Below are 22,510 nucleotides of genomic sequence, written 5' to 3'. Positions count from 1 at the left end.
AATTAAAAGAAAATTCCAACGTTAAAATTGAGGGCATTGTACTTAGAACGATCCATTTTATGCGCATTAGATAGTCCATATTCATATTTGGCATCAAAGGTCACCCAATACAAATCGATGCCTATTCCTGCATGTGCACCGAAAAAGTAATCATTAACATAATCTAAGTTGATCGATCGATCGTTTTCATCTATCTTATAGAAATAATGCGCATCGGCACCAGTATACATTCGAAGTTTTAAAATGTATGTCAATCTATACTCCAGGCCAATATTAAATGGAACAGAGAGCAGGTGGTAGTTTTCTTCCTTCTTGTAGAACCCAGCCTCATTGGACGACACCATATTGAACCGCGTATATTTGAGTCCCGGACCGGCAACAAAAGTTCCATCTTTTAACCTTGATTGAATACCCACAGTAAATCCTGAATGAAATTCACCTTTTCTGGTGATTGCCGTACTGGTATTGGTAAGTGTGGTAATGCCTGTGAATATTTGCGCACCCCCTTGAGCTGACATCAAAGTCGCACTGGCAAGAAATAGTAGTAAAGCGACAATTTTTTTCATAAATACAGTTTAGCTAACACAACAATCTAGGGAAAAGGTGCTAAACATAGGACGAACAATTTTCAGAATACACCTATAAGTGCGGCACAATCTGTGCCACAAATGTCAGGCAATTGCTACTTTTACATCTAAGATAATCAATTTGTTTCATGTTTCCAGACTTATCCTATATCCTCAATGCCATATTTGGCACTTCTGTAGATAATGCCTTTTCCATCATACAGACCTTTGGCCTGTTTCTAATGTTGGCTGTTATTGCTGCGGGATATGTGCTTTATCTGGAATTCAGACGGTATGAGCATCAAGGTTTATTAGAGGGTATTCTACAAAAGGAAGTGATAGGCAGGGGACCCAGGCTGAGGCCTTTGATCATAAGTTCCATCATAGGGTTTCTGGTGGGATTCAAATTGGTTTTCATCTTTGGAAATTTTGAAATGTTCAAAGCGGATGCTGCTGGTGTTATTATTTCTACCGCTGGAAATTTATGGGGTGGGACTGTCGGTCTGATCATATTTGTGGCCTGGAGATACTACGAATTATCTCGTTCAAAACTGGCGGAACCCAAGGTGATTCAAAAAATAGTCATGCCTCATGAACGGGTTCCTGATATTACAATTGTTGCCGCGGTTTCCGGAATAATAGGAGCGAGGCTATTCTCTGTTTTTGAGAATTTCAATGATTTTCTACAAGACCCTATTGGCCAACTCTTCGGAGGTTCGGGATTAACCATTTATGGTGGTTTGATATTAGCTTTTATGGTGGTGTACTGGTATGTCAAACGGCTGGGAATAAAGCCTATTTTAATGATGGATGCTGTGGCACCTTCCTTGATTATAGGCTATGCCGTGGGGCGCTTAGGATGCCATTTATCAGGAGACGGAGATTGGGGTGTGGTCAATGAATTATCAAAACCAGCCTGGTTTTTTTTACCGGACTGGGCCTGGGAATATGCTTACCCTCATAATGTGATTAATAGTATGACATCAGATCCTCAGACAGGAGATTACTTTTATGGAGGAGAAACCATTCCGAATTGTGGCGGGCTGGTTGCTGCAGATGGTGGAACCCCTGAACATTGCACAAGGTTAGCTGAAGCTGTCTATCCCACACCGTTGTATGAGGCATTTTTATCTGGCTTGATTTTCATCGTGCTGTGGGTATTGAGAAAACGATTGAAAATTGCGGGCATGTTGTTCTTTGTGTATTTGATTTTCAATGGATTAGAACGCTTTTTGATAGAGGGGATCAGGGTCAATGAACACTACGCGATTTTAGGAGTGACGTGGTCAATGTCGCAGTTTATCGCACTCGGATTGTTTGTAATTGGAGTGGCAGGGCTTATTTATTTGTGGAAGTATGGATGGCGCAAAGAAGCAGAGGATGAAGGTTGATTGTTAAAGTGCTTCTGGGGTATAGTAAAACTGCTTTGGGACTGGCAATTTTCATTTGCCAGCAGAATATCAAGCGTATTCAAACCCACCTATTCATTTAAAAATACTGGACTCAGCCAACGAAATTCATTTCCCATTCGTCTTATAGTGTAGAAGATGCCATCGATGATGAAAAATATAACCATATTATTGTTCGCCAGTTTGATTCTTTTCTCTTGCACTAAAGACGAATTCAAACTCGAAGAAAACGACTACTTGATATTTGGGATCTACAATGGATTTTGCATGGGAAATTGTACTTCGCTTTTCAAAATTGATAACCTTCAACTTTTGGAAGACAATATGTCCACCTTTGTACCCGGAGAAGAGCTACTTTTCAAAGAGGATCCCTTAAGCGATTCTAAATATGAATTGGCATATACTGCCTTTGAGGAAATTCCCCAAGAACTCAAAAACCACATGGACAAAAGCTTCGGCTGCCCAGGATGTGTCGACCAGGATATTATCTACCTGCAATATTTTGATGGCGCAGATACCTATGAATGGCAGGTAGATACGGATACGGACGCCTTACCAGAATTTCTGGTTCCTTATACTAAGAAAATCGTAGAAATCGTCGATCAATTAAAGGATTAGACTTTTGTAGATTACAGAGGCACTTTTATCCCAACTAAAGTGCTTCAATTGAACTTCAGACTCACTTTCTAAGTTCGATGATTTGACTTTGGTCATTCCATCACGGATGCTTTGAGGTGAGGAAGGGTCTACCAAAATGGCAGCTTTACCCGCCACCTCCGGCATACTGCTCACATCAGATGTAATAACAGGGACACCACTTGACATACCTTCCAGTATAGGAATACCAAACCCTTCATGTAACGAAACGTATACCAGGGCTTCAGCTGCTGGAAGCACCTCTCTGGGATCAATGTGATTCCCATCCAACCAAATAGTGTCATTCCTACTAGCTATCAATTGCTCAAATTCTGAGTAGTTCCATGCCTTCCTTCCTAAAAGAATCAGATTTTCTTTACCACCCTGACTCTTATACTCGATGAAACCGAGAATCAGGTTTTTAATGTTTTTACGAGGGTGTAGGCTTCCAACATAAATGAAAAAGGGTTTACCTCTGCTGAATTGCTTTTGGACTAGTTTTTTTTCCTCACTTGAAAATGGTCGGAATCCTTGCGGTGCTGCATTGTGGGCAACAGTAATTTTCTCTGGATTTAAACCATAAGCTTTAATGATGTCTTGTTTGGTAAATTCTGATACAGCAATAATGTGAGCAGCTTTTTTGTGAAACTCGGGAAAATAATTGCGGTAATAATTCAAAACTCTTCTAGGCAAATGTTCAGGAAAATGATGGTAGGCAATGTCGTGAGAAACGATAACTGTTGGAACATCGGTTTTTAGACTCATATAGGTGTCACCACTTAAAAACACATCAGCCTGGTACTTATTAAGCGCTCTTGGAATGACAAAATCGAACCAGATTTTCCAAAGAATGGGATCTCGGGTAGGTGGTGGTAAAACGACGGGTGTGACATTAGGCCCATAAATAAATGAAGGATGAAAAGGACGGTCAAAAAAGAAAATAAAGTCATCTTCAGGATGGGCCAGCACCATCCGTTTTGTGGTTTCGTGAATGTAGCGACAGATGCCCTCCATTCTGTGTTTCAATAACATTCTTGTATTAACTGCAATTCTCATTCCTTATCGCTAAAATTAGCAGAAAGCCTGGAAAAAGCAGCATCATAAAGAAGAATCTGGTGAGTCCAGTCGTAGCTTTTAATTTTTTCTAGGTCAAGGTTGGGGTGCGAAGGGTGTCTGTTTACCAGCCCTTTCAATTTTTCATAGAATTCCACTTCGGTATCATAAAACATTTCAGACTCGGAAATATGCTCAGGGTAGGCGAGTCGATTTGGTAGCAATGGAATACAACCACAATAAATCGCTTCCACTACAGAAATGCCAAAGAAGTCCTGGATAGAAGTAACCGGTAAGATATCTGCCTTATAAAGCCAATCTGCATACTCATCCGAAGATTCAACATATCCCCAGTGAAGTATATGATCCTTTAATTTCCGCCTGGCACGGTCAAATATCGACGGTTTGTTAGGATATTCGCGTCCCAGCACCACCAATTTGAATACGTGTCCTTCATCTTTGAGTCTAAACAAAGCCTTAAAAAACTGCTCCGGATTTTTATCATATTCCCATCTGTGATTCCAGAGTATAATAGGTATAGCTGATTTTGTTTTAACGGGAGGTACAACTGAATCCAGGCTGTTAAGATCCATTCCCAAACTCAGCACCTCTGATTTGCCAGCAATCTCATCCATCGTTTCCAAATTAAGGTGATCAGGAAAACCATTCAAAAATTGACCTAAGCCATTCACAAAAGTCTCTGAATGATAATGAGAATTAAAGTAAACACGATCAACAGCTAGTGCCGAAGTATAATTTATAAAGCCGTAGTGCCGATCTCTGCCCAACTGCACGTCTTGATCAGCTGGACTCCACGGGTAAGAAATTTGATTCTCATGGAAATACAGGGCGATGGGAATACCTTCTAACTCTTTTCGTAATAAACCACAGAAAACATTGACATCCAACATATCCGTACATACAATCAAGTCAGGCCTTAAGTCCAGTTGTTTAAAAGTACGGGCCAAAGTCACCGCTCCACCATGCATTCTCCACTTCCAAAAAAGACCGGTCAAAGTCAATGGTATAATCGTATGTGAGGAATGCTTTATCAATTCATCCAACCACTTCTTATGGCTTTCCGTATAAAATGGTTCTACCACCACTATTTTCATAAAGCTAAATTATATAAAGCCTATCGATAAGTAAGTATATCAAACATTTACTTTGACTTACAAGTAAAAAGCTTAACAAATATCAACCAAAAAGCATAAATGAATTACGACGATCTGATCACATTAGGAATAGCATTAGGCCTGGGTCTGTTAGTTGGTGTTCAGCGAGAAAGCGTCGAGAGTAAAATGGCTGGAGTCAGAACTTTTACGATTCTCTCCATTCTGGGAGCAATATCAGGCTTTTTGACGCGGGACTTCGAGAATGATTATATATTACCATTTATGGCTATTGCAGTAACCGGATTATTGTTGATGGCCAATTACATAAAGCTAAAAAAGCAAGAGGATGCGGATATAGGCCAGACGACAGAGGTCGCCGCCCTGCTCATTTTTGCGATCAGTGCCTATTTGGTGGAAGGCAGCAGAGTCGTAGGAATTGTGGTAGGAGGATCTCTTGCGTTCTTGCTTTATATTAAAGAACACCTTCACCATTTTATAGACGGCTTAAAGGAAAAAGATATTTCTGCAATCATGATTTTTGCAGGAATTTCATTGGTGATCTTGCCCATTCTCCCCAACCAAACCTATGGGCCTTATGACGTTTTGAATCCTCGAAATATATGGATGATGGTGACATTGATCGTAGGAATCAGTGTTATCGGTTACTTCATTTATAAGTTTGTGAGTCAGAAAGTGGGTATCATCACCAATGGAATATTAGGCGGATTAATTTCTAGCACTGCCACATCTGTCAGTTATGCCAGGAAAACGACCAATGCTGAGAACATTGGGAACATAGCCGCTTTCGTCATCACAGTGGCATCTGCCATTGCTCTGGTCAGAATCATTATTGAGATTGCAGTGGTCATTCCGCAGCAATTACCTATGTTGTTGTTGCCTCTTGCTGTAGAATTCATATTCATGGTGGGCGTATGCGTCGTTATGTTCTACCTCATCAGCAAAGAGCAGAAAAAAGAGGATAAGATGCCCGAACCCAATAATCCTGCTCAATTCAGAAGTGCTCTGGTCTTTGGTCTACTATATGCCTTTATTCTACTGGTCGTGGCCTTTACAAAGGATAAATTCGGTAATAATGCCCTGTATATCGTTTCTCTGATCAGTGGATTGACGGATGTAGATGCCATTACTTTATCTCTATCCCAACTGATGAAAACCGGAGATTTATCAACCAATACCGGTTGGAAGCTCATCCTGCTCGCATCACTTTCTAATCTTTTGTTTAAAGGGATAATTGCCGGTGTTTTGGGAACCAGAAAACTTCTTATTTGGATTTGTGTTTCATTCGGTGTATCTATTATTGCTGGATTGCTGATCATATGGCTATGGCCTGAAGCATGGAATCTGAGCGGAATTTGGGGTTAAAATTTTATATTAGCTGACTAAAAAAGGTGCGTGTATAAAACAGATGTATTAATTATTGGTGGTGGGGTTGCCGGTATGACACTTGCCATTAAAATTGCGGAGCAAAGATCGGATATATCCATTACTGTGGTGACCAAAACCATAAAGGAGGAAAGCAATACCCGCTATGCCCAGGGAGGAGTGGCGGCAGTTTGGGATCTGGAAGTCGATTCTTACGAAAAACACATTGCAGATACCCTGGATGCCGGGGATGGCCTTTGTGATGAAGAGATCGTACGAATTGTAGTGGAAGAGGGGCCTGTCAGAGTGAAAGAGATTATTGAATGGGGGACCAGATTTGACAAAAACAAAGAGGGAGAATACGATTTGGGCATGGAAGGAGGACACTCGGAGTATCGCATTCTTCATTACAAGGACTTGACAGGTGCTGAAATTCAAAGAGCGATCAATGAAAAAGCCGATTCTTACGACAACATCAGAATTCTTGAGCATTATTATGCGATCAATTTATTGACCCAACATCATTTAGGTCGGAACATTACCAGGCTCAATGATGATATAGAATGTTATGGTGCATATCTGATGGATAAGGATAATAAGGATATAGAAACATGGCAGGCGAAGATGACGGTTTTAGCTACAGGAGGTGCCGGCCAGATTTATAGAAATACAACAAATCCAACCATTGCAACAGGAGATGGTGTTGCCATGTTCTATAGGGCAAAAGGCAGAATTGCCAATATGGAGTTCGTCCAATTTCATCCAACAGCTTTATACAATCCTGCGGGAGAGAACCCAGATTTTCTGGTATCTGAAGCAGTGAGGGGATTTGGTGCTATTCTGAGAACCAAAGATGGCAAGGAGTTCATGCAAAAATATGATGATCGGCTTTCTCTAGCACCCAGAGATATTGTGGCAAGGGCCATAGATAATGAGATGAAAGTCAGAGGAGATGATTATGTGTTTTTAGATTGTACCCACCTGGATAAGGAAAAATTTATAGCGCACTTTCCCACTATTTATGAAAAATGCCGAAGCATAGGCATTGATCCTATGAAAGACTTTATTCCGGTTGTCCCAGCTTGCCACTACATGTGTGGTGGGATCAAAACAGATGAAATGGGAAGAACATCGATTTCAAATCTTTATGCAGCCGGCGAGTGCACCTGTACTGGTCTTCATGGTGCGAATAGATTGGCCTCAAATTCTTTATTGGAAGGACTTGTATTTGCACATCGTATTGCCCGGGATTTGGTGGTAGAGATTGATTCAAGGGAATATGCTGTCGGAATACCGGAATGGGACGCATTGGGAACCACAGAACCCAAAGAAATGGTCTTGATCACACAAAGTTGGAAAGAGCTTAAAGAAATCATGTCTAGTTATGTGGGAATTGTAAGGACGGATGTCAGAGTCAAACGAGCTATGGACCGACTTTATTTACTATACAAAGAGACAGAGGAACTTTACAATTCTTCTATTCTTTCTCCCCAACTTTGTGAATTACGCAATTTAATTACCATTGGATACTTAGTCACTAAATCGGCACAAAGCCGGAAGGAAAGCAGAGGGCTGCATTATAATACAGACTACCCTGTAAAATTCAACTATTTGGAAACCACAACCATGTAAATGAAGCTCAATCATAAGATTTTAGGTGAAGGTGATCCCATTGTCATTTTACATGGTCTTTTCGGCATGTTAGACAACTGGCAGTCTGTGGCCAAGGTATTGGCAGAGAATTATATGGTAATTCTGGTTGACTTAAGAAACCACGGTAAATCTCCCCATAGTGATGAGTGGAATATTCCTTTGATGGCCGGTGATGTGCTTTCCTTTATGGAAGATAATTGGATCCACCAGGCTACAGTTATGGGTCATTCCATGGGTGGAAAAGTGGCCATGGAAATGGCCTTGAGTTTTCCGGACATTGTGGACCATCTGATTGTAGTGGATATAGGTCCTAAGCAATACGAGCCCGGGCATGATAATATTTTTGATGCATTACAATCTGTAGATGTTAGTTTATTGAATTCCAGAACAGATGCCGATGAAGCCTTAAGCCTTAAGCTGACAGATTGGGGGGTTAGACAGTTTTTACTTAAAAATATTGGTCGAATAAAAGAAGGGGGATATCAGTGGAAAATGAACTTGCCATCGATCATTGAAAACTATCCTGAAATTCTCAAAGCCGTGAAGGCTGATAGTCAATATAGCGGGCCTGCGCTGTTTATTAGGGGAGCACTTTCAAACTACATTATGCCTGATGATTACAAAGAGATAACAAGAATATTTCCGAAAGCCAGAATCGAAACCATTGAGGACGCTGGACATTGGGTTCATGCAGATAAGAAGGAGGAACTGATCAATTTGGTTAAGAATTTTTTAGGTCAATGAGCGGACTTACTAGATCTTTTAAATAGAACGAATTGACCCTTAGCTCACGACATAACTAAGTTCTCCATTTCTACCTGCCCTTACTTTGAAGTCAAAATAATTGGTTTCACAAGCATCTTCAAGACTAATCCACCCTTCTCCGAAAGTGGTCAATACTCTTAGTTTATCCATCTTTTTCTCAAGTACACCCAGCCAGTTACCTTTAGGTAACTTCATTCGCAGATCTGTTAAATTCTCTAAAGAATATAGCGGAGTGCTTTCTTTAGAAGAGATCAGGTGTTTCTTAATGGTTGCCATTGTTTTCATTAGGTTTGTTTTAGGTGTTAAACAATTCACTATATTATGTATGGTTAATGACAAGTGAATCAAAATGAACACCTATTGGTTTAATAATTTTAACAATTAATAAAAATCAGGGTCGAATGTTAACACAGAAGTGAATTAAAAAAATTATAAATTGACTAAATAATTTTTAACTGCTAATTTGCAACCGTTCACTTCATTATCAAATATAAACTTATAACGATATAAAACGGAAAATAATACATGTGGACATGGATGCTTTTTTTGCAGCTGTGGAACAGAGAGATAATCCGGAATTGAGAGGAAAGCCAATGGCTGTTGGGGGTAAGGATAAAGTGCGTGGCGTAATTGCTACAGCCAGCTATGAAGCTAGAAGATATAGAGTGACCTCTGCGATGTCTACCCGGATTGCAAAAAAGAAATGTCCCAGGTTAATCATTGTGCCACCCAGATTTGGAGTATATAAGAAAATATCACAGCAGATCCGCGATATTTTTTACGAATATACCGATCTGGTTGAGCCGCTTAGTTTGGATGAAGCATATTTAGATGTGACAGAAAATAAGAGAGGCATAGAGTCAGCGATCCAGATAGCCAGGGATATTAAAGAAATAATTAAAGCAGAGACACAACTTACCGCTTCGGCAGGTATTTCTTACAACAAATTCTTAGCAAAAGTAGCGTCAGACTATCACAAACCGGATGGATTAACAGCCATCTTGCCAGAAAATGCACAGCGCTTTTTGGACAACCTTGATATCACTGAGTTTCACGGTGTTGGCAAAGCCACTGCAAGGAAAATGGAGCGCATGAAAATTTTCAAAGGGGCGGACCTAAAGAACTACACGAAGTCAGAACTAGGGATGCATTTTGGAAAAATGGGTGCACAATTTTACGACATCGTTAGAGGCATAGACGAACGACCTGTAGACCCTGATCGCAAACGTAAATCCATATCGGTTGAGAATACTTTCCGGGATGATATCACAGATACCCACGAAATGATTCAGGAACTGAAATCTCTTTCTGTGAAAGTTGCTGAAACGCTTCAAAAGATGGAAATCAAAGGACGAACAGTAAACATTAAAGTACGACTTCCGGATTTCACCACTTTTACCAGAAGCAAGACGTACAAGGATTTTTCCAATGATGGTCCGCTTATCGAAACGACAGCAGTGGAACTGTTTCAAAATCTGGATCAGGAAGTGACAGGGGTAAGATTGCTTGGCGTAGGAATGTCTAATCTGGATAATCAGGATGAACCCAAGACTCGGCAAATGGATCTCGGGTTTTAAACCTATATTGGCCTTAGTCTTTCAGTACCTTCTCTAACTCTAACTCGTCACCTGGCGTATAACCATTATGAGCATAGATGATGTTGCTTTCGCGATCCACTACGAAAGTTTGTGGGATGGTCTGAAAATTAAGTGCTTGTTGCAATTCCTGATTGGGATCTGACAGAAAAGTATAATTCCATCCTTTAGAAGTCACAATGGCGGGCACTTTAGCAAGACCTCTTGCATTATCTATCGTAATGGCTATGAATTCGACATCATAATCTTCCTGCCATTCTTCATAGTATTCAGCGATTGCATCCATTTCAGATTTGCAAGGTTTGCACCAACTCGCCCAGAAACTAATAATTGTCTTTTTATGCTTAGAAGTAATGTCCTCTACTTTAATCATTTCTCCATCCAAGTTTTTCAAAGTAGCAGCCGGAAATTTTCCATTATCTACATTGATCCCTGAGGATGCCATCATCATAGAAGTGATTAAGACTAATAAAATTTTCATTTTGTACAATTTAAAAGGTAAAACTATAATTTAGCATCTACAAATTCGATTCCAGGCTGTATTTAACGCAATATTAACCGGCTTTATGTTTTTCCGCTTATCATTAGTTTTATTTTGTATCAATGCTTCGATCACACTCTATGGTCAGGAAGAGTGGAAGACAGCCAGGGTCAATGGAGCTTTTCAGGGAACCATGAACTATTTTATTAAGGATGAGCGGATTGGTGCAGCAAATATTCCGCAGTATGAAGGTATGCCCTTAGGGGCAGATTCATGGTTAAATGTCAATGCAGATTTTGGCAAATGGAGAGGAGGTCTTCGTTTTGATTTCTTTCACAACTCCAATTTGCTGAACCCTTCTTCATCCTACACTGACAGAGGTCTTGGAATTTGGTTCGTCGAGACATCATGGAAGGATTTGAATGTTAGAATTGGATCCATTTACAATCAAATTGGCAGCGGTACCATTTACAGAGCCTATGAAGAGCGCCCATTACTGCTGGATAACGCGTTGAAAGGTGTTCAATTGGAATATGCTATCAATGATCAATGGCAGGCTGCAGTGTGGGGAGGCCAACAAAGGTTTTTATTCGACACTTATGGAGGATGGCTTTATGGTGCAAAATTAGAAGGGTTTATGTCAATGGGAAAGGAGAAAAAAATATTCCTAACTCCAGGTGTTGGTTTTACAGGGAAGAAACTCTCTGACGGAAGTGTGAGTCGATTGATTTCTGTTTTGAGAAACTACTTGGAGGAGGAAAGAATCAATCAGTTTTCATATCACTCGATGGCCTACAGTATTTACAATAGCTTGAACTACAAGGCTTATTCATGGTATGTTGAATTGGCATACAAACTACCCGAAGTGTTTTTCGATCCATTCAATGAAACCACTAAAATTACGGGAAGCACCTCTCAGGGTAAATATGTCAAAGAGGCCGGACACGTCATTTATTCGACATTATCTTATGCCAAGCAGGGACTTGGGATTACTTTGGAAGGTAAACGGACCCAGAACTTTGACTTTAGAGTGGATCCCACTTTGATCCTCAATAATGGATTGATTGGCTTTCTACCACCTATGAATCATATTACCACCTATAGATTAACCAGTCGATATAATCCGGCCACACAATTGACCAGTGAATGGGCATTTCAGGCTGATTTAAAATATAAAATTAACAAGCCATTTCTGCTTAATGTCAATGTATCAAATATCACAACACTAGAAAATCAATTATTATACAGAGAATATTTCATTGACCTACAGTATAAGCCCAACAGAAAACTTGACAGCCATATCGGAATACAACGACAGATTTACAATCAATCGGTATATGAGGGGAAGCCGAGAAACATTACACCTATCGTCAGAACCTGGACTCCATTTGTAGATGTACTCTATAAGTTCACGAGAAGAAATTCTTTAAAGATAGAGTCTCAATACATGTCCACTGCCCAAGACTATGGGTCCTGGCTTTATTTGTTGGCTGAATATGGGATGGCACCTCATTGGCGGTTTGAGCTTTCTGGTATGTATAATATCATTCCGAATCCCGGCAACCCCAACATCCCTGAAGGTGCAGGAGAAAAGATCCTGTACCCCACTGCGGGGGTTTACTATCAGTGGAAACAATCTCGTTACGGTCTTCGTTATGTAAAACAGGTGGAAGGTGTGGTTTGTACAGGAGGAGTGTGTAGATTAGAGCCTGCATTCAGTGGAGTAAAATTCGAAGTAAATTCAATTTTTTAATGAGATACCTAGCGGTCATAGCGGTTTTATTCACCTTGTTGGGGTGCGAGGGCAGTATTGTCAGAATTCCTGAATTTGAGGCGATAGAATCTCAACGCGTTGTTCTTTTGGAGGAGATGACAGGAGTGAGTTGCCCTAATTGTCCAAAGGGAACGTCAGAAATAGAAGCGATTAAGCAGAGGTATGGAGACCAGGTGATTCCTGTGGGTATCCATGGGTTTTTTCTGAGTTGGCCAACCAAGGAAAGTGAGTTTGATTTTAGAAATGATTTTGCCAAGCAGTTGGAAATGACGCTGGCACCTGGGACTTCCAAACCTGCGGCTTTGATTAATCGGGCGATTCCTTCGGGTGGGGAGACCAGAGTGATTCAATCTCCGGATTTATGGTCGGGCTACGTCGCGGACCAACTGAGAATACCACCCAGAGTTAGTGTGGTCATGGAAACGAGTATTGATGTAGAATCACGGGAGATGGTTTTAAGGGTGGGCGTTATAGGTCTGGAGAACATCAATGAAAGCCTTAAAATGAGTGTGATGATTTTGGAGAATAACATCATTGACGCACAAGAAGATCTCAATGATATCATCGAGGATTTTCATCATAATCATGTTTTAAGAACCATGTTGACTACATACGATGGGATGGAGCTTAGCTCTGGCCTGGAAGAGGGGCAGGTGGTCAATCAAGAATTTCAGTATGTTATACCGAAAGATGAACATCTGTGGAAGATAGAGGATCTTGAAATTGTAGTGTTTGTGCATGAGGCGGGTAGCTCCGGCGAAGTGCTGCAGGCTGGGCTGGTGAAGTTGCTCTGATGAAAGAGAGTTGATCTTTCGGCCTGGGGACTTGTCACTGCAGTGGCAAGGTTAAACGAGAGAAATGTGCATCGCCAGCAAGGGGTCTAATGATTAGTTGAATTTCTGGCAAATAGAATTTGCCAGTCCCAAAGGCATTTTAACCACCTCGAATTCGCTTATCTTTTCCTACTTCTTCCTCCCCGCTTGCCCTTGTAATTCTTCTTGTTCCCTCCCTTGCTTGATCGCCCATAGCTTTTTCTCCTTCTTTTTGGATTCCACTCTGGTCCAGGACCCAACTCTGGAAAAGGCTGTAACTTCATGATTTCAGTTTCGATCAATTGTTCAATCTCATGGAAATCATACATGTCATTTTCATTCACCAGCGTGATGGCTACACCTGTCGTATCTGCTCTGGCAGTCCTTCCCACTCTGTGGACATAGTCTTCAGCATTGGTCGGCGTATCATAGTTGATTACTAAATTGATGTCCTTGATATCAATTCCCCTCGAGAGCACATCTGTAGCTACAACAATTCTTGTTCTGGTAGCCTTAAAATTGGCAATCACCGCTTCTCTTTCTTTCTGCTCATAATCTGATGAAACGCCCTCTACATTGAACTTCTCAGCTTTAAGTGCCTTGACGATGTCATAAACCTTCTTCTTTCTCGATGAGAAAATGATGATTCTCTTATAACTCGGCTTGTCCCTGATCAAACGTGTGATTAAAGCTAATTTCTGCTCTTCATGCACCAGATAAACAGCTTGCAAAACGCCTTCAGCTGGCTTTGAAATCGCAATGTTGATTTGGTGAGGGTCATTTAAGGTCTTTTTTGCTAATTGTCTGATCTTCGTTGGCATGGTAGCTGAGAACATCAAGGTCTGTCTTTCCTTTGGTAGATAAGAGGCGATTTTTTCAATATCGGCCCTAAATCCCATGTCCAACATTCGGTCTGCCTCATCCATGATAAAGTACTCCACCTGGCTAAAGTCCACATAGCCCATATTCAGGTGTGATATTAATTTCCCCGGAGTAGAAACTATGATGTCAGCGCCTTGTGATAGTGCTTCCTTTTCTTGCACCCAATCCTCCCCTGAACCACCACCATAGACTGCAATCGAATGCAAGCCTAAAAAATAGGTAAATCCTTGAATTTGCTTGTCAATTTGTATGGCAAGCTCCCTGGTAGGGCAAATCACAAGTGCCCTTGTGGCCTCTTTTTTTTCTCCTGTAAAAAGTCTGTGTAAGGTAGGCAAGATAAATGCCGCAGTCTTTCCGGTTCCCGTCTGAGCACATGCAATTAAATCCTGACCACGTAATATCACGGGAATCGATTCTTCCTGAATAGGAGTGGCCTCCTCAAATCCCATATAGCCTATAGATTCTATAATCTCATCTGCTAACCCTAATTCTGTAAATTTCATAATGCAAAGATGCTAATAATATATCTAACCAAACGAAAGCACTTTATGATTATTCGAAAAGCTTTGTATTCGAACCAAATTAAAGGTGTGTAAGTTAGAAAGGCGCATCATCAAAATTTTAAAGTTATGATTTATACGATACTTTTAATGATTCAAATGATTGTAGGAGTCAATACAAATTTTGACAAAATTCAAAGCGAAAACTCCAATGGGAATGTTATTGTACATGTGACCGATATACCAGAAATCAAAGGTGAAGTACTGGTAGGGATATACGATAGTAGAAGAACATGGAGAAAGGTAAAAAAAGTCCTCAAATATGAAATCAAGAAAGTGGAAGACGATAGAGAAGTTTTAGTTTTGGAAGATATACCGGCAGGTACTTACGCTATTGCTATTTTCCAGGATTTTAACGGTAATCGTAAATTTGATTACAACTGGGTGGGTGTACCTAAAGAGCCATTTGGATTTTCAACCAATTTTATGGTTAATAACAGAGCTCCCAGATATAAAGAAGTAACCTTTACGCATCCAGGAGACCAGGATACTGAGATGGAGATTGTGATGCAAGTTTGGTAGACCATTGAAAGAATACAATTACATATAGAGGGTAAGTGCTTTTAGTGCTTATCCTCGCTTATTTTACGATCTACCATTCAAATATTGACCTCATTCTAACTTAACAACCTTACCTCATCCTCACTTATATGTACAGCTCTTAGCTCTTCGGCCCGGTCGTCAATATCCCCGGATGCATTCTCTAGTCGTAATACACCCCTTGGACATACAGCTGAACAAATACCACACCCAACGCAAGAAGCCCGTACGATATCCTGACCTCTTTGAGCGTACCACCTCACATCTATGCCCATTTCACAGTAAGTAGAACAATTTCCGCAAGAAATACACTGGCTGCCATTGGTGGTAATTCGAAATTTAGACTTAAAGCGCTGTACAAGGCCTAGATAAGCAGCAAGTGGACAACCAAATCGGCACCAAACTCTATTTCCCATAAGCGGGTAAAAGCCAGTTCCCACCACACCAGCAAAAGCAGATCCTATAAGAAAACCATACCAGGTACGAACACTATAGGAATCTAAACCAATGATTCGACTGGCTCCACTAAAATAAGTATACAGGGTCAATATGGTCATAATCACAGCAAAAGCCAGAACACCGTGTACAATAAATCTTTCATATTTCCAGGCACGCAAACTCTTATCTGAAAGTTGTCTGTATGGATCACCCAGAGTCTCTGCCAGTCCTCCACAGCCGCAAACCCAGGAGCAATACCATCTTTTTCCGAAGAAGTAGACAAACACCGGAACCCCAACCAAAGCTAATAAGGTACCCCATACCAAAAGAAAAATTCCAAAGCCTCCGCTCTGAATTAAATTGCTGATGTTGTAATCAAAAAAGAAAGAGTAATTAAGTGGCCAGATGTTTTTAAGATCCATTGAAGGCATATTCAACTTGCTAAGAATCTCAGGAATTAAAAACGCAAAGCAGGTTTGGAAAAACATCACTGAAATGGTTCTTAATATCTGGTATTTATTATGCCAATATTTCGCAATCATTCGAATGCCCATGGTCAGGACTATAACCGTGTAAAGCATACCATATAAGAACCATCGATCTGCATTCGTTCCGACTATCAATTGTTTCAGGGGATCCGCAATTTGAATCCAGGGAACAATATATTCTGGCACCCAGTAGAGTAAAATGTAAAAGCCGATAAGATAAATTCCGGTAATCACCCCTAGCCAGCCTGTCACATCTGGTGGAGAGGCAGACTTAGTGGGCTCATGTTCTTTTTCGTTTCTTCTGAACAGCACCAGAGCAATGATGATTCCTGAAATCACCAAAGTCACTGCTGGCCAAAACCAGTTTTTATTCATGTAGAAAACCCCATATAGTAATATGCCAATGATGGTCGCGCCCAGAAAAAAACCTCGAATACTCAAATTCAAACCTTTCTGCATCGATCGATGGTAGATATGATCATTTTTGATACCTGGAATCTTGAAAAAAGTAGGAATGATATAAATGAGGCCTCCTATAATGCCTAAACCTATGGTTAGCCACCAAAACAGAACCTTATTGTTAGAAACAATGCCATCACCAGTGGATTTTACAATACTTAAGACGTAATTATTGACTTTATCTTTACTTAAATTAAATTGCCATTCCTGCAAGTCTTCAGGAATACCCGTTTTGGCCTTTTCTTCTTGAATCGTTGTCGCCTCCTCAAACATCTTTCGCAGTGCGTGGATGTAGTCGAATGAATTTGAAAACTTTTTGCCTTCGATATCCTGATTCTGAATAGCTTCCAGGATGGAATTTCTATGAATTTCATCGACTTCCAGCTTACTTTGCTTAAAGGTATAACCATCAAGACCCAAAGAGAGGGTAAATATGGCCAGGGCCACCACAAAAAGAGCAAGTCCTACTTTATTGAATATATTCATTGATGTAAATCTATCGATTAAGAAATGAAAGCACTTTGGCGAGCCCTCTTTTGGTTTTTAACTCTAAATTTTTCCCGGTTTGCTCATTGTATAGCTCCACTACTTTCCTATCATACTGTTTGTAAAATTCCGGATCGAAATTCGCTAAACCCAGATGTTGAAGTACATTTTCTATATTGGTTTTCTCTTTGATCCATTTCTCACACACTTCATGTCTATATCTGACACCCATCAGATTAAATCCGAGAACATGACCATGATTCTTATCATAGTTTATTCTGATTGACTTTCTTCCATCAGGATGCTCCCAGTATAATGTTCCCATAGTATCTGGTATTTTGGTAGGAACCTCACCATATACCATGTATTCAATATCAAGGAATTTAGCTGAATTGAACCAAATTCCAGGATCATATTTGACCGGTCGATCACAGACATTATATGCTACTGTTTCACCCATCATTTTTCCAGTGTACCATATGGCCTCTATTGATCTTCTTCCTTCTTTTGGAGATTTCAATTGGGCACAGTCACCGATGGCATAGACATCCTGCATGTTGGTTTCTAAAAATTCATTGACCACTATACCCTTATCTATTTCCAGATCGGTTTTCTTTAAAAATTGAACATTCGGATGAACTCCCGCTGTCAAACCAACGAATCCGCATTCTATTTTTTCTCCTTTATTGGTCGTAACAGCATTGGCCTCTCCTTTTCCATTATCATGAATTTCCTTTAATTCAGTTTCTAATCTGAGGTCCAGGCCATGTTCCCGGATATGCCGACTAACCATTTTAGATTCCTCTAATGGCAGGACATTGTTCCAATAATGTTCCTCTCTCACTAGCAAGGTGACGGGGATATGTCTGGAGTGAAACATTTCAGCCATTTCTATCCCGATCAATCCGCCTCCGACGATGACTGCTCTTTTCAGACCTTCACTATATTTTTCCATAGCTTCCAGGTCCTGGTATGAATACATGCCGTACACCCTTTCAAGATCCTGGCCCGGCCAACCAAACTTATTGGAGGCAGACCCGGTTCCAATGATCAATTTGTCATAGGACATTTTTTCTCCAGAACTCAGGGTCAGTGCTTTTTTTGTAAAATCTACATGTTCTACCCTCGCGTTCTTCAAATTAATTTTGTTCTTATCCCAAAACCAGTCCTCATAGGGCTTGGTATCCTCATACCTCATATGACCCATATAGATGTACATCAAAGCTGTTCTGGAAAAGAAAAAATCAGTTTCATATGATAGAACTGTGATTTCATAGTCAGATAGCTTTCGGATAAATCTCGCAGCAGTGATTCCACTTATTCCGTTACCAATTATTATAATCTTCATGTATGACTAGTGGGTTTAAGATCTAAATGCATCATGAATATAAAGGATGTTTTGACAAGACCACTAATTTAAGTGGTTTACATGTCCAGGGTTCGACAAAGTGAACGATGTTAATAAATTGTAATTCACAGAATAAAATGGAAGCTAGTAAATTACATATTATAAAATTATTTAATATATTTGCGACTGTTAATGATTTTGTTTTAGTATTTATTAAGGATAATTAACAAAATATTAATACTCGCTTAAACTTATAATTCATATCTTTGAAATAACACTAATTGCCTATGCGTAATTTTTTACTATACATTTTTTTCTTGACAGCAACCATTTCTACGACAGGACAGATCGTTTACTCTCCTAATCCGATAGAAGTGACTGCAAATGCTGCTACAGAAAATATTCAGACTGATTTCGAGTTGAAGAATGAAGGGTCTGACACGGTATATCTTGCATGGAAACTGGAGGTGGTGGCACAGCCAGGTCAATGGCAGTATTACGTGTGCGATACAGAGAATTGTTATAATTTTAATCAAAGTGAAAGCTCTGATTCTCGTCCGAACGTTATTGCTCCGGGTGAATCCATCATAGTGATGTTTCATACCTTACCTTCTGAAACAGAAGGAGAAGGAACCTACAATATTGAATTTTTTGACCTTCAATATCCTGACAGTTTAAAAGTTGAAGTTCCCATCACTATTAATACTATCACATCATCTACCTCAAATCTATTTGTTAAAGGGCTTTCTATTTTCCCTAATCCTACCACAGATTTCTTTAGAGTCAATACCGGAGATTTGATTTCAAATATCGATGTTGTTACTGTCGTAGGGAAAAAAGTAGCCAGCTTTAAAGCAGAGCAAGGCAGATTTTATGACGTTTCTGATCTTAATACAGGAGTCTACTATGTGAGATTAATAGATCGTTTCGGTGAATCTATAAAGGTCTTGAAACTTAAGAAATATTAAGCCGGATATTGTGCAAAGTTTCTAGGGGTTTCATAAAGTCTTACGGTAACCTCATATTCTGATCCCAATTTTTCGGATAAGATTTTCCAGATGGTATAGCAAAGATTTTCACAGCTCGGTGGGACTTCCTTGAATTCTTCCGTATCCAGATTTAGGTTTTTATGATCAAAGCGATCTTCTATTTCCTCTTTAATTAAGTCTTTAAGGACTTTGAGGTCAATTAAATAGCCAGTGACTGGATCTACTTCTCCCACTACTTTGACTTCAAGCTCATAATTATGACCATGATAGTTCGGACTGTTACATAAGCCGAACACTTCTATATTCTTTTCATCTGACCATTCAGGGACATGCATGCGGTGAGCTGCATTAAAATGGGCTTTACGGAATACTGCGATTCTCATTATAATTGTCTTATTTCCCTATTTAACCAGCTTTTTATTCCTTTTGTTTTAATAAAGATGAGTACTGCGTCAAATTGCTGCTGTAAGATATGATGCGATCGATCTCGATCTGTGTCAGGCCAATGGTTTTTTCCCATCATCTTTATGGGATTATTAAGGCAGTAGTTGGTGTTTTGCAATAACTGCCAACTAATAAGCTATATTTGCAGATGTTATGATGAAAATGTGGGCTGAATAATGAATACTTTTCATACTGCGATATTGACCTCCCTTACTCATCTTCTCAATGAAGATCAATTACCTCATGCCATTATATTGAAGGGTAGAGATGGTAGCGGCGCTTTACCACTTGCGCTGGCTTTGGCTACAGAAATTGTAGCACAAAAAGTGCCTGGCAACAGTGCTGAGAAGCAGCAAAGCGCTAGAATGAAAGCGGAGAAGTTTATTCATCCCGATATTCACTATTCATTTCCATTTGTTGGTAATACGACCAGTAATGACTTTCTAAAAGAATGGCGGCAAGCTTTATCGGAGAATGCTTATATGAATATTACTGAATGGATGAGCAGGTTGGATGCAGAGAATAAGCAGGCGAATATTAATGCTAAAGAATGTCATTCTATCATTCAAAAATTGGGTTTGAAGAGTTTCGAAAGTGAGTATAAAGTCTTATTGATGTGGTTGCCGGAATACCTGGGTAAAGAAGGAAACCGTTTATTAAAACTGATAGAAGAGCCGCCGGAGAATACCATTTTTCTTTTTGTTGCAGAAAATACGGATCAAATTTTGAACACCATATTATCCAGGTGTCAGTTGATCAACGTACCTAACCCAAGTGATAGCGCAATCATCGATCAATTGGTAAAAGATACAGGTATTACAGCGGATGCGGCAAAGAAAATCAGCTTTCTGACAGATGGGAATTACAGGGTTGCGTTGAACATGAGTGATGATCAAGTGATTGATTTTTCGGAAAAATTATTTGAATGGCTCAGAACTTGTTATAAATTAAAATCGGAAGAAATCGTAAATTGGTGCGAAGATTTCGGTAAATTAAGTAAAGAACAGCAGAAATATTTTGTGACCTACGCGTTACAGTTTTTTAGATCCTTTTTAATGCTGGACGTAATTGATAAAGATCAGTTGCGATTTTTAGAAAAGGAAATTACAGTTGCTCAGAATTTAAAGAAGTTTATTGATTTAGAGGCATTGGAAATGCTTGAGGAACTGCTTAACGATAGCTTCATGATGATCGAACGGAATGCTAGCGTGAAAATGTTATTCATGAAAAATTCTATAAGAATTCATGAATTATTTCACGCGGCTCGTTATGCCTGAAAAGGCCATCTCGTGAAGATTTGATATATATATAAAATATAATTATGGGATGTGCGAGTTGCAGCTCAGGGACTGGAGGCAGTCCGATGGGATGCGAGAACAAGGGACATTGCACAAGTGGGCGATGTAATAAGATGAACACCTATGACTGGCTTTCGCAATTGGAAATTTATGATAAAAATGATTTCGATATTGTGGAAGTAAGCTTTAAAAATGGCGCCAGGAAAGAATTTTTTAAGAATGAGTTGGGTGACCGTGTAGTAACCGGCGATATGGTGGTTGTAGATACGGGAAATGGCTATGACGTTGGTAGAATAAGTCTTTCAGGTGAACTGGTCCGTATTCAGATGAAGAAGAAACGTGTCAATGAAGACCGAATCTTTAGTAATATCATTAGAAGAGCCCATCATCGCGACCTTGAAAAGCTCCAGGAAGCCAGGAATTTAGAGAAAATGGCACTGGTTCGAGCGAGGGTCATTGCCAGAACTCTGGGTCTGGAAATGAAAATAGGTGATGTAGAGTACCAGGGTGATAAACGAAAAGCTACCTTCTATTATACAGCAGATGGCAGAGTTGATTTCAGAGAATTGGTTAAGCAATATGCCAAGGAATTCAGGGTCAAAATTGAAATGCGTCAGATAGGGTCTCGACAGGAATCAGCGAGAATTGGAGGTATAGGTTCATGTGGTCGAGAATTGTGTTGTTCAACCTGGCTGTCAGATTTTAAAACGGTCAGTACATCTGCTGCTCGTTATCAATACATAGGGATCAATCAATCTAAACTTTCGGGCCAATGTGGGCGTTTAAAATGCTGTCTGAATTATGAACTAGATACATACATGGACGCTCTTCGTGATTTTCCTAAGAAAGCGGATTATCTTAAGACCAAATTTGGATCAGCACAGATGATCAAGATTGACATTTTCAAAGGATTAATGTATTACGGAACCAATATCGATGGAAGACGCGGGCCTGTAGTAACGCTGGATAAAGAGCAGGTAAAGAAGATTCTTGAAATGAATAAGAAGGGAGAATATCCGGATGATTTGATGAGTTTGCAGGCTGTTAAAGAAGTTGCTCCTGAAGATGAAGACATGGGCTATGGACAAGTGGATGACGTCGTAGAATTACCTGAGACCAAAAAAAGAAGAAGAGGACGAGGCAGAAGTCGGGGTCGAGGTCGAAATTCAAATCAACGCAGTCATTCGAATGGCTCGAATTCAAAATCAGACGAGTCAAAAAGTGGAGACAACACACAGAATCAGGCTACTGGTACAAAAGGAAAACCCAGAAAGAAAAAAAGAAGAAATAACAGAAAAAGAGGTGGTAATAAAAGCACCACAGATAAGAAATAATT

21 protein-coding genes are annotated in these 22,510 nt (G+C 39.9%); 12 read left to right on the top strand and 9 right to left on the bottom strand.

Going from position 1 to position 22,510, the window contains the following annotated elements:
* Window positions 1–2 precede the first annotated feature (2 nt).
* Window positions 3–566 carry an outer membrane beta-barrel protein gene (locus L2567_RS10220; protein WP_235297665.1) on the bottom strand — a complete coding sequence of 188 codons (564 nt, stop codon included), beginning with the start codon at window positions 564–566 and terminating at the stop codon, window positions 3–5.
* A 149-nt stretch (window positions 567–715) separates the two neighbouring features.
* On the opposite strand from L2567_RS10220, the gene L2567_RS10215 reads away from it, so the two are divergent.
* Both L2567_RS10215 and L2567_RS10210 read left to right on the top strand, forming a co-directional pair.
* The gene (locus L2567_RS10215) at window positions 716–1,957 is read left to right on the top strand and encodes a prolipoprotein diacylglyceryl transferase (protein WP_235297664.1); all 1,242 of its coding nucleotides are present in this window, start codon (window positions 716–718) and stop codon (window positions 1,955–1,957) included.
* Between the two features lie 165 nt (window positions 1,958–2,122).
* On the top strand, window positions 2,123–2,593 hold the full coding sequence (locus L2567_RS10210) for a hypothetical protein (RefSeq protein ID WP_235297663.1): 471 nt from the start codon (window positions 2,123–2,125) through the stop codon (window positions 2,591–2,593).
* On the opposite strand, the gene L2567_RS10205 is transcribed toward L2567_RS10210, so the two are convergent.
* Window positions 2,582–3,667 (bottom strand): glycosyltransferase family 4 protein, encoded by a 1,086-nt coding sequence (locus tag L2567_RS10205; protein WP_235297662.1) that lies wholly within the window; start codon window positions 3,665–3,667, stop codon window positions 2,582–2,584. The two genes, L2567_RS10210 and L2567_RS10205, sit on opposite strands and share 12 nt — an antisense overlap.
* On the bottom strand, window positions 3,664–4,779 hold the full coding sequence (locus L2567_RS10200) for a tRNA-queuosine alpha-mannosyltransferase domain-containing protein (RefSeq protein WP_235297661.1): 1,116 nt from the start codon (window positions 4,777–4,779) through the stop codon (window positions 3,664–3,666). Before L2567_RS10200 ends, L2567_RS10205 begins: the two co-directional genes overlap by 4 nt.
* A gap of 99 nt (window positions 4,780–4,878) precedes the next feature.
* Here L2567_RS10200 and L2567_RS10195 point away from each other — a divergent pair, with 99 nt between their 5' ends.
* From L2567_RS10195 to L2567_RS10185, 3 genes are read left to right on the top strand one after another with little or no spacing between them, the layout of a single operon-like run.
* On the top strand, window positions 4,879–6,162 hold the full coding sequence (locus L2567_RS10195) for an MgtC/SapB family protein (RefSeq protein ID WP_235297660.1): 1,284 nt from the start codon (window positions 4,879–4,881) through the stop codon (window positions 6,160–6,162).
* A gap of 30 nt (window positions 6,163–6,192) precedes the next feature.
* Complete coding sequence (gene nadB, locus L2567_RS10190; protein WP_235297659.1) at window positions 6,193–7,794, top strand: L-aspartate oxidase; 1,602 nt, start codon at window positions 6,193–6,195, stop codon at window positions 7,792–7,794.
* A complete protein-coding gene (locus tag L2567_RS10185; protein WP_235297658.1) occupies window positions 7,795–8,559 on the top strand; it encodes an alpha/beta fold hydrolase in 765 nt (254 codons plus the stop codon).
* Between the two features lie 39 nt (window positions 8,560–8,598).
* Here L2567_RS10185 and L2567_RS10180 read toward each other — a convergent pair whose 3' ends face one another.
* Window positions 8,599–8,865 carry a hypothetical protein gene (locus L2567_RS10180; RefSeq protein WP_235297657.1) on the bottom strand — a complete coding sequence of 89 codons (267 nt, stop codon included), beginning with the start codon at window positions 8,863–8,865 and terminating at the stop codon, window positions 8,599–8,601.
* Window positions 8,866–9,086: 221 nt separating this feature from the next.
* Here L2567_RS10180 and dinB point away from each other — a divergent pair, with 221 nt between their 5' ends.
* Window positions 9,087–10,157, top strand: a complete 1,071-nt coding sequence (gene dinB, locus L2567_RS10175; protein ID WP_319942132.1) for a DNA polymerase IV — start codon at window positions 9,087–9,089, stop codon at window positions 10,155–10,157.
* Window positions 10,158–10,170: 13 nt separating this feature from the next.
* On the opposite strand, the gene L2567_RS10170 is transcribed toward dinB, so the two are convergent.
* Window positions 10,171–10,656, bottom strand: a complete 486-nt coding sequence (locus tag L2567_RS10170; RefSeq protein WP_235297655.1) for a TlpA family protein disulfide reductase — start codon at window positions 10,654–10,656, stop codon at window positions 10,171–10,173.
* Between the two features lie 85 nt (window positions 10,657–10,741).
* On the opposite strand from L2567_RS10170, the gene L2567_RS10165 reads away from it, so the two are divergent.
* Both L2567_RS10165 and L2567_RS10160 read left to right on the top strand, forming a co-directional pair.
* Entirely contained in the window at window positions 10,742–12,409 is a 1,668-nt protein-coding gene (locus L2567_RS10165; RefSeq protein ID WP_235297654.1) for a DUF6029 family protein, read from the top strand.
* Window positions 12,409–13,224, top strand: coding sequence for an Omp28-related outer membrane protein (locus L2567_RS10160; protein WP_235297653.1), 816 nt, complete (start codon window positions 12,409–12,411; stop codon window positions 13,222–13,224). Before L2567_RS10165 ends, L2567_RS10160 begins: the two co-directional genes overlap by 1 nt.
* Before the next feature lie 158 nt (window positions 13,225–13,382).
* On the opposite strand, the gene L2567_RS10155 is transcribed toward L2567_RS10160, so the two are convergent.
* Entirely contained in the window at window positions 13,383–14,627 is a 1,245-nt protein-coding gene (locus tag L2567_RS10155; RefSeq protein WP_235297652.1) for a DEAD/DEAH box helicase, read from the bottom strand.
* Window positions 14,628–14,753: 126 nt separating this feature from the next.
* On the opposite strand from L2567_RS10155, the gene L2567_RS10150 reads away from it, so the two are divergent.
* Window positions 14,754–15,206, top strand: coding sequence for a DUF2141 domain-containing protein (locus L2567_RS10150; RefSeq protein WP_235297651.1), 453 nt, complete (start codon window positions 14,754–14,756; stop codon window positions 15,204–15,206).
* A 95-nt stretch (window positions 15,207–15,301) separates the two neighbouring features.
* On the opposite strand, the gene L2567_RS10145 is transcribed toward L2567_RS10150, so the two are convergent.
* Window positions 15,302–17,095, bottom strand: a complete 1,794-nt coding sequence (locus L2567_RS10145; protein ID WP_235297650.1) for a 4Fe-4S binding protein — start codon at window positions 17,093–17,095, stop codon at window positions 15,302–15,304.
* A gap of 10 nt (window positions 17,096–17,105) precedes the next feature.
* Window positions 17,106–18,443: an NAD(P)/FAD-dependent oxidoreductase gene (locus L2567_RS10140; protein WP_235297649.1), complete on the bottom strand. Its 1,338-nt coding sequence runs from the start codon at window positions 18,441–18,443 to the stop codon at window positions 17,106–17,108.
* A gap of 287 nt (window positions 18,444–18,730) precedes the next feature.
* Between L2567_RS10140 and L2567_RS10135 the strand changes: the two genes are divergently transcribed.
* Complete coding sequence (locus tag L2567_RS10135) at window positions 18,731–19,411, top strand: T9SS type A sorting domain-containing protein (protein WP_235297648.1); 681 nt, start codon at window positions 18,731–18,733, stop codon at window positions 19,409–19,411.
* Here the strand turns inward: L2567_RS10135 and L2567_RS10130 are convergent.
* Window positions 19,408–19,815 (bottom strand): 6-pyruvoyl trahydropterin synthase family protein, encoded by a 408-nt coding sequence (locus L2567_RS10130; RefSeq protein ID WP_235297647.1) that lies wholly within the window; start codon window positions 19,813–19,815, stop codon window positions 19,408–19,410. The genes L2567_RS10135 and L2567_RS10130 overlap by 4 nt on opposite strands.
* Before the next feature lie 237 nt (window positions 19,816–20,052).
* On the opposite strand from L2567_RS10130, the gene L2567_RS10125 reads away from it, so the two are divergent.
* Together L2567_RS10125 and L2567_RS10120 are read left to right on the top strand one after the other, a co-directional pair.
* Window positions 20,053–21,153, top strand: a complete 1,101-nt coding sequence (locus tag L2567_RS10125; protein ID WP_235297646.1) for a DNA polymerase III subunit — start codon at window positions 20,053–20,055, stop codon at window positions 21,151–21,153.
* A gap of 44 nt (window positions 21,154–21,197) precedes the next feature.
* Entirely contained in the window at window positions 21,198–22,508 is a 1,311-nt protein-coding gene (locus L2567_RS10120) for a PSP1 domain-containing protein (RefSeq protein WP_235297645.1), read from the top strand.
* The last annotated feature ends 2 nt before the right edge of the window (window positions 22,509–22,510 follow it).

Source organism: Portibacter marinus (assembly GCF_021533195.1).
Taxonomy (GTDB): domain Bacteria; phylum Bacteroidota; class Bacteroidia; order Chitinophagales; family Saprospiraceae; genus Portibacter; species Portibacter marinus.
This window is presented reverse-complemented; position numbering and strand designations above follow the sequence as displayed.

Coding starts and splice junctions, on each gene's coding strand:
- L2567_RS10220 (WP_235297665.1), bottom strand. CDS start 566: ATGAAAAAAATTGTCGCTTTACTACTATTTCTTGCCAGTGCGACTTTG.
- L2567_RS10215 (WP_235297664.1), top strand. CDS start 716: ATGTTTCCAGACTTATCCTATATCCTCAATGCCATATTTGGCACTTCT.
- L2567_RS10210 (WP_235297663.1), top strand. CDS start 2,123: ATGATGAAAAATATAACCATATTATTGTTCGCCAGTTTGATTCTTTTC.
- L2567_RS10205 (WP_235297662.1), bottom strand. CDS start 3,667: ATGAGAATTGCAGTTAATACAAGAATGTTATTGAAACACAGAATGGAG.
- L2567_RS10200 (WP_235297661.1), bottom strand. CDS start 4,779: ATGAAAATAGTGGTGGTAGAACCATTTTATACGGAAAGCCATAAGAAG.
- L2567_RS10195 (WP_235297660.1), top strand. CDS start 4,879: ATGAATTACGACGATCTGATCACATTAGGAATAGCATTAGGCCTGGGT.
- L2567_RS10185 (WP_235297658.1), top strand. CDS start 7,795: ATGAAGCTCAATCATAAGATTTTAGGTGAAGGTGATCCCATTGTCATT.
- L2567_RS10180 (WP_235297657.1), bottom strand. CDS start 8,865: ATGAAAACAATGGCAACCATTAAGAAACACCTGATCTCTTCTAAAGAA.
- L2567_RS10170 (WP_235297655.1), bottom strand. CDS start 10,656: ATGAAAATTTTATTAGTCTTAATCACTTCTATGATGATGGCATCCTCA.
- L2567_RS10165 (WP_235297654.1), top strand. CDS start 10,742: ATGTTTTTCCGCTTATCATTAGTTTTATTTTGTATCAATGCTTCGATC.
- L2567_RS10160 (WP_235297653.1), top strand. CDS start 12,409: ATGAGATACCTAGCGGTCATAGCGGTTTTATTCACCTTGTTGGGGTGC.
- L2567_RS10155 (WP_235297652.1), bottom strand. CDS start 14,627: ATGAAATTTACAGAATTAGGGTTAGCAGATGAGATTATAGAATCTATA.
- L2567_RS10150 (WP_235297651.1), top strand. CDS start 14,754: ATGATTTATACGATACTTTTAATGATTCAAATGATTGTAGGAGTCAAT.
- L2567_RS10145 (WP_235297650.1), bottom strand. CDS start 17,095: ATGAATATATTCAATAAAGTAGGACTTGCTCTTTTTGTGGTGGCCCTG.
- L2567_RS10140 (WP_235297649.1), bottom strand. CDS start 18,443: ATGAAGATTATAATAATTGGTAACGGAATAAGTGGAATCACTGCTGCG.
- L2567_RS10135 (WP_235297648.1), top strand. CDS start 18,731: ATGCGTAATTTTTTACTATACATTTTTTTCTTGACAGCAACCATTTCT.
- L2567_RS10130 (WP_235297647.1), bottom strand. CDS start 19,815: ATGAGAATCGCAGTATTCCGTAAAGCCCATTTTAATGCAGCTCACCGC.
- L2567_RS10125 (WP_235297646.1), top strand. CDS start 20,053: ATGAATACTTTTCATACTGCGATATTGACCTCCCTTACTCATCTTCTC.
- L2567_RS10120 (WP_235297645.1), top strand. CDS start 21,198: ATGGGATGTGCGAGTTGCAGCTCAGGGACTGGAGGCAGTCCGATGGGA.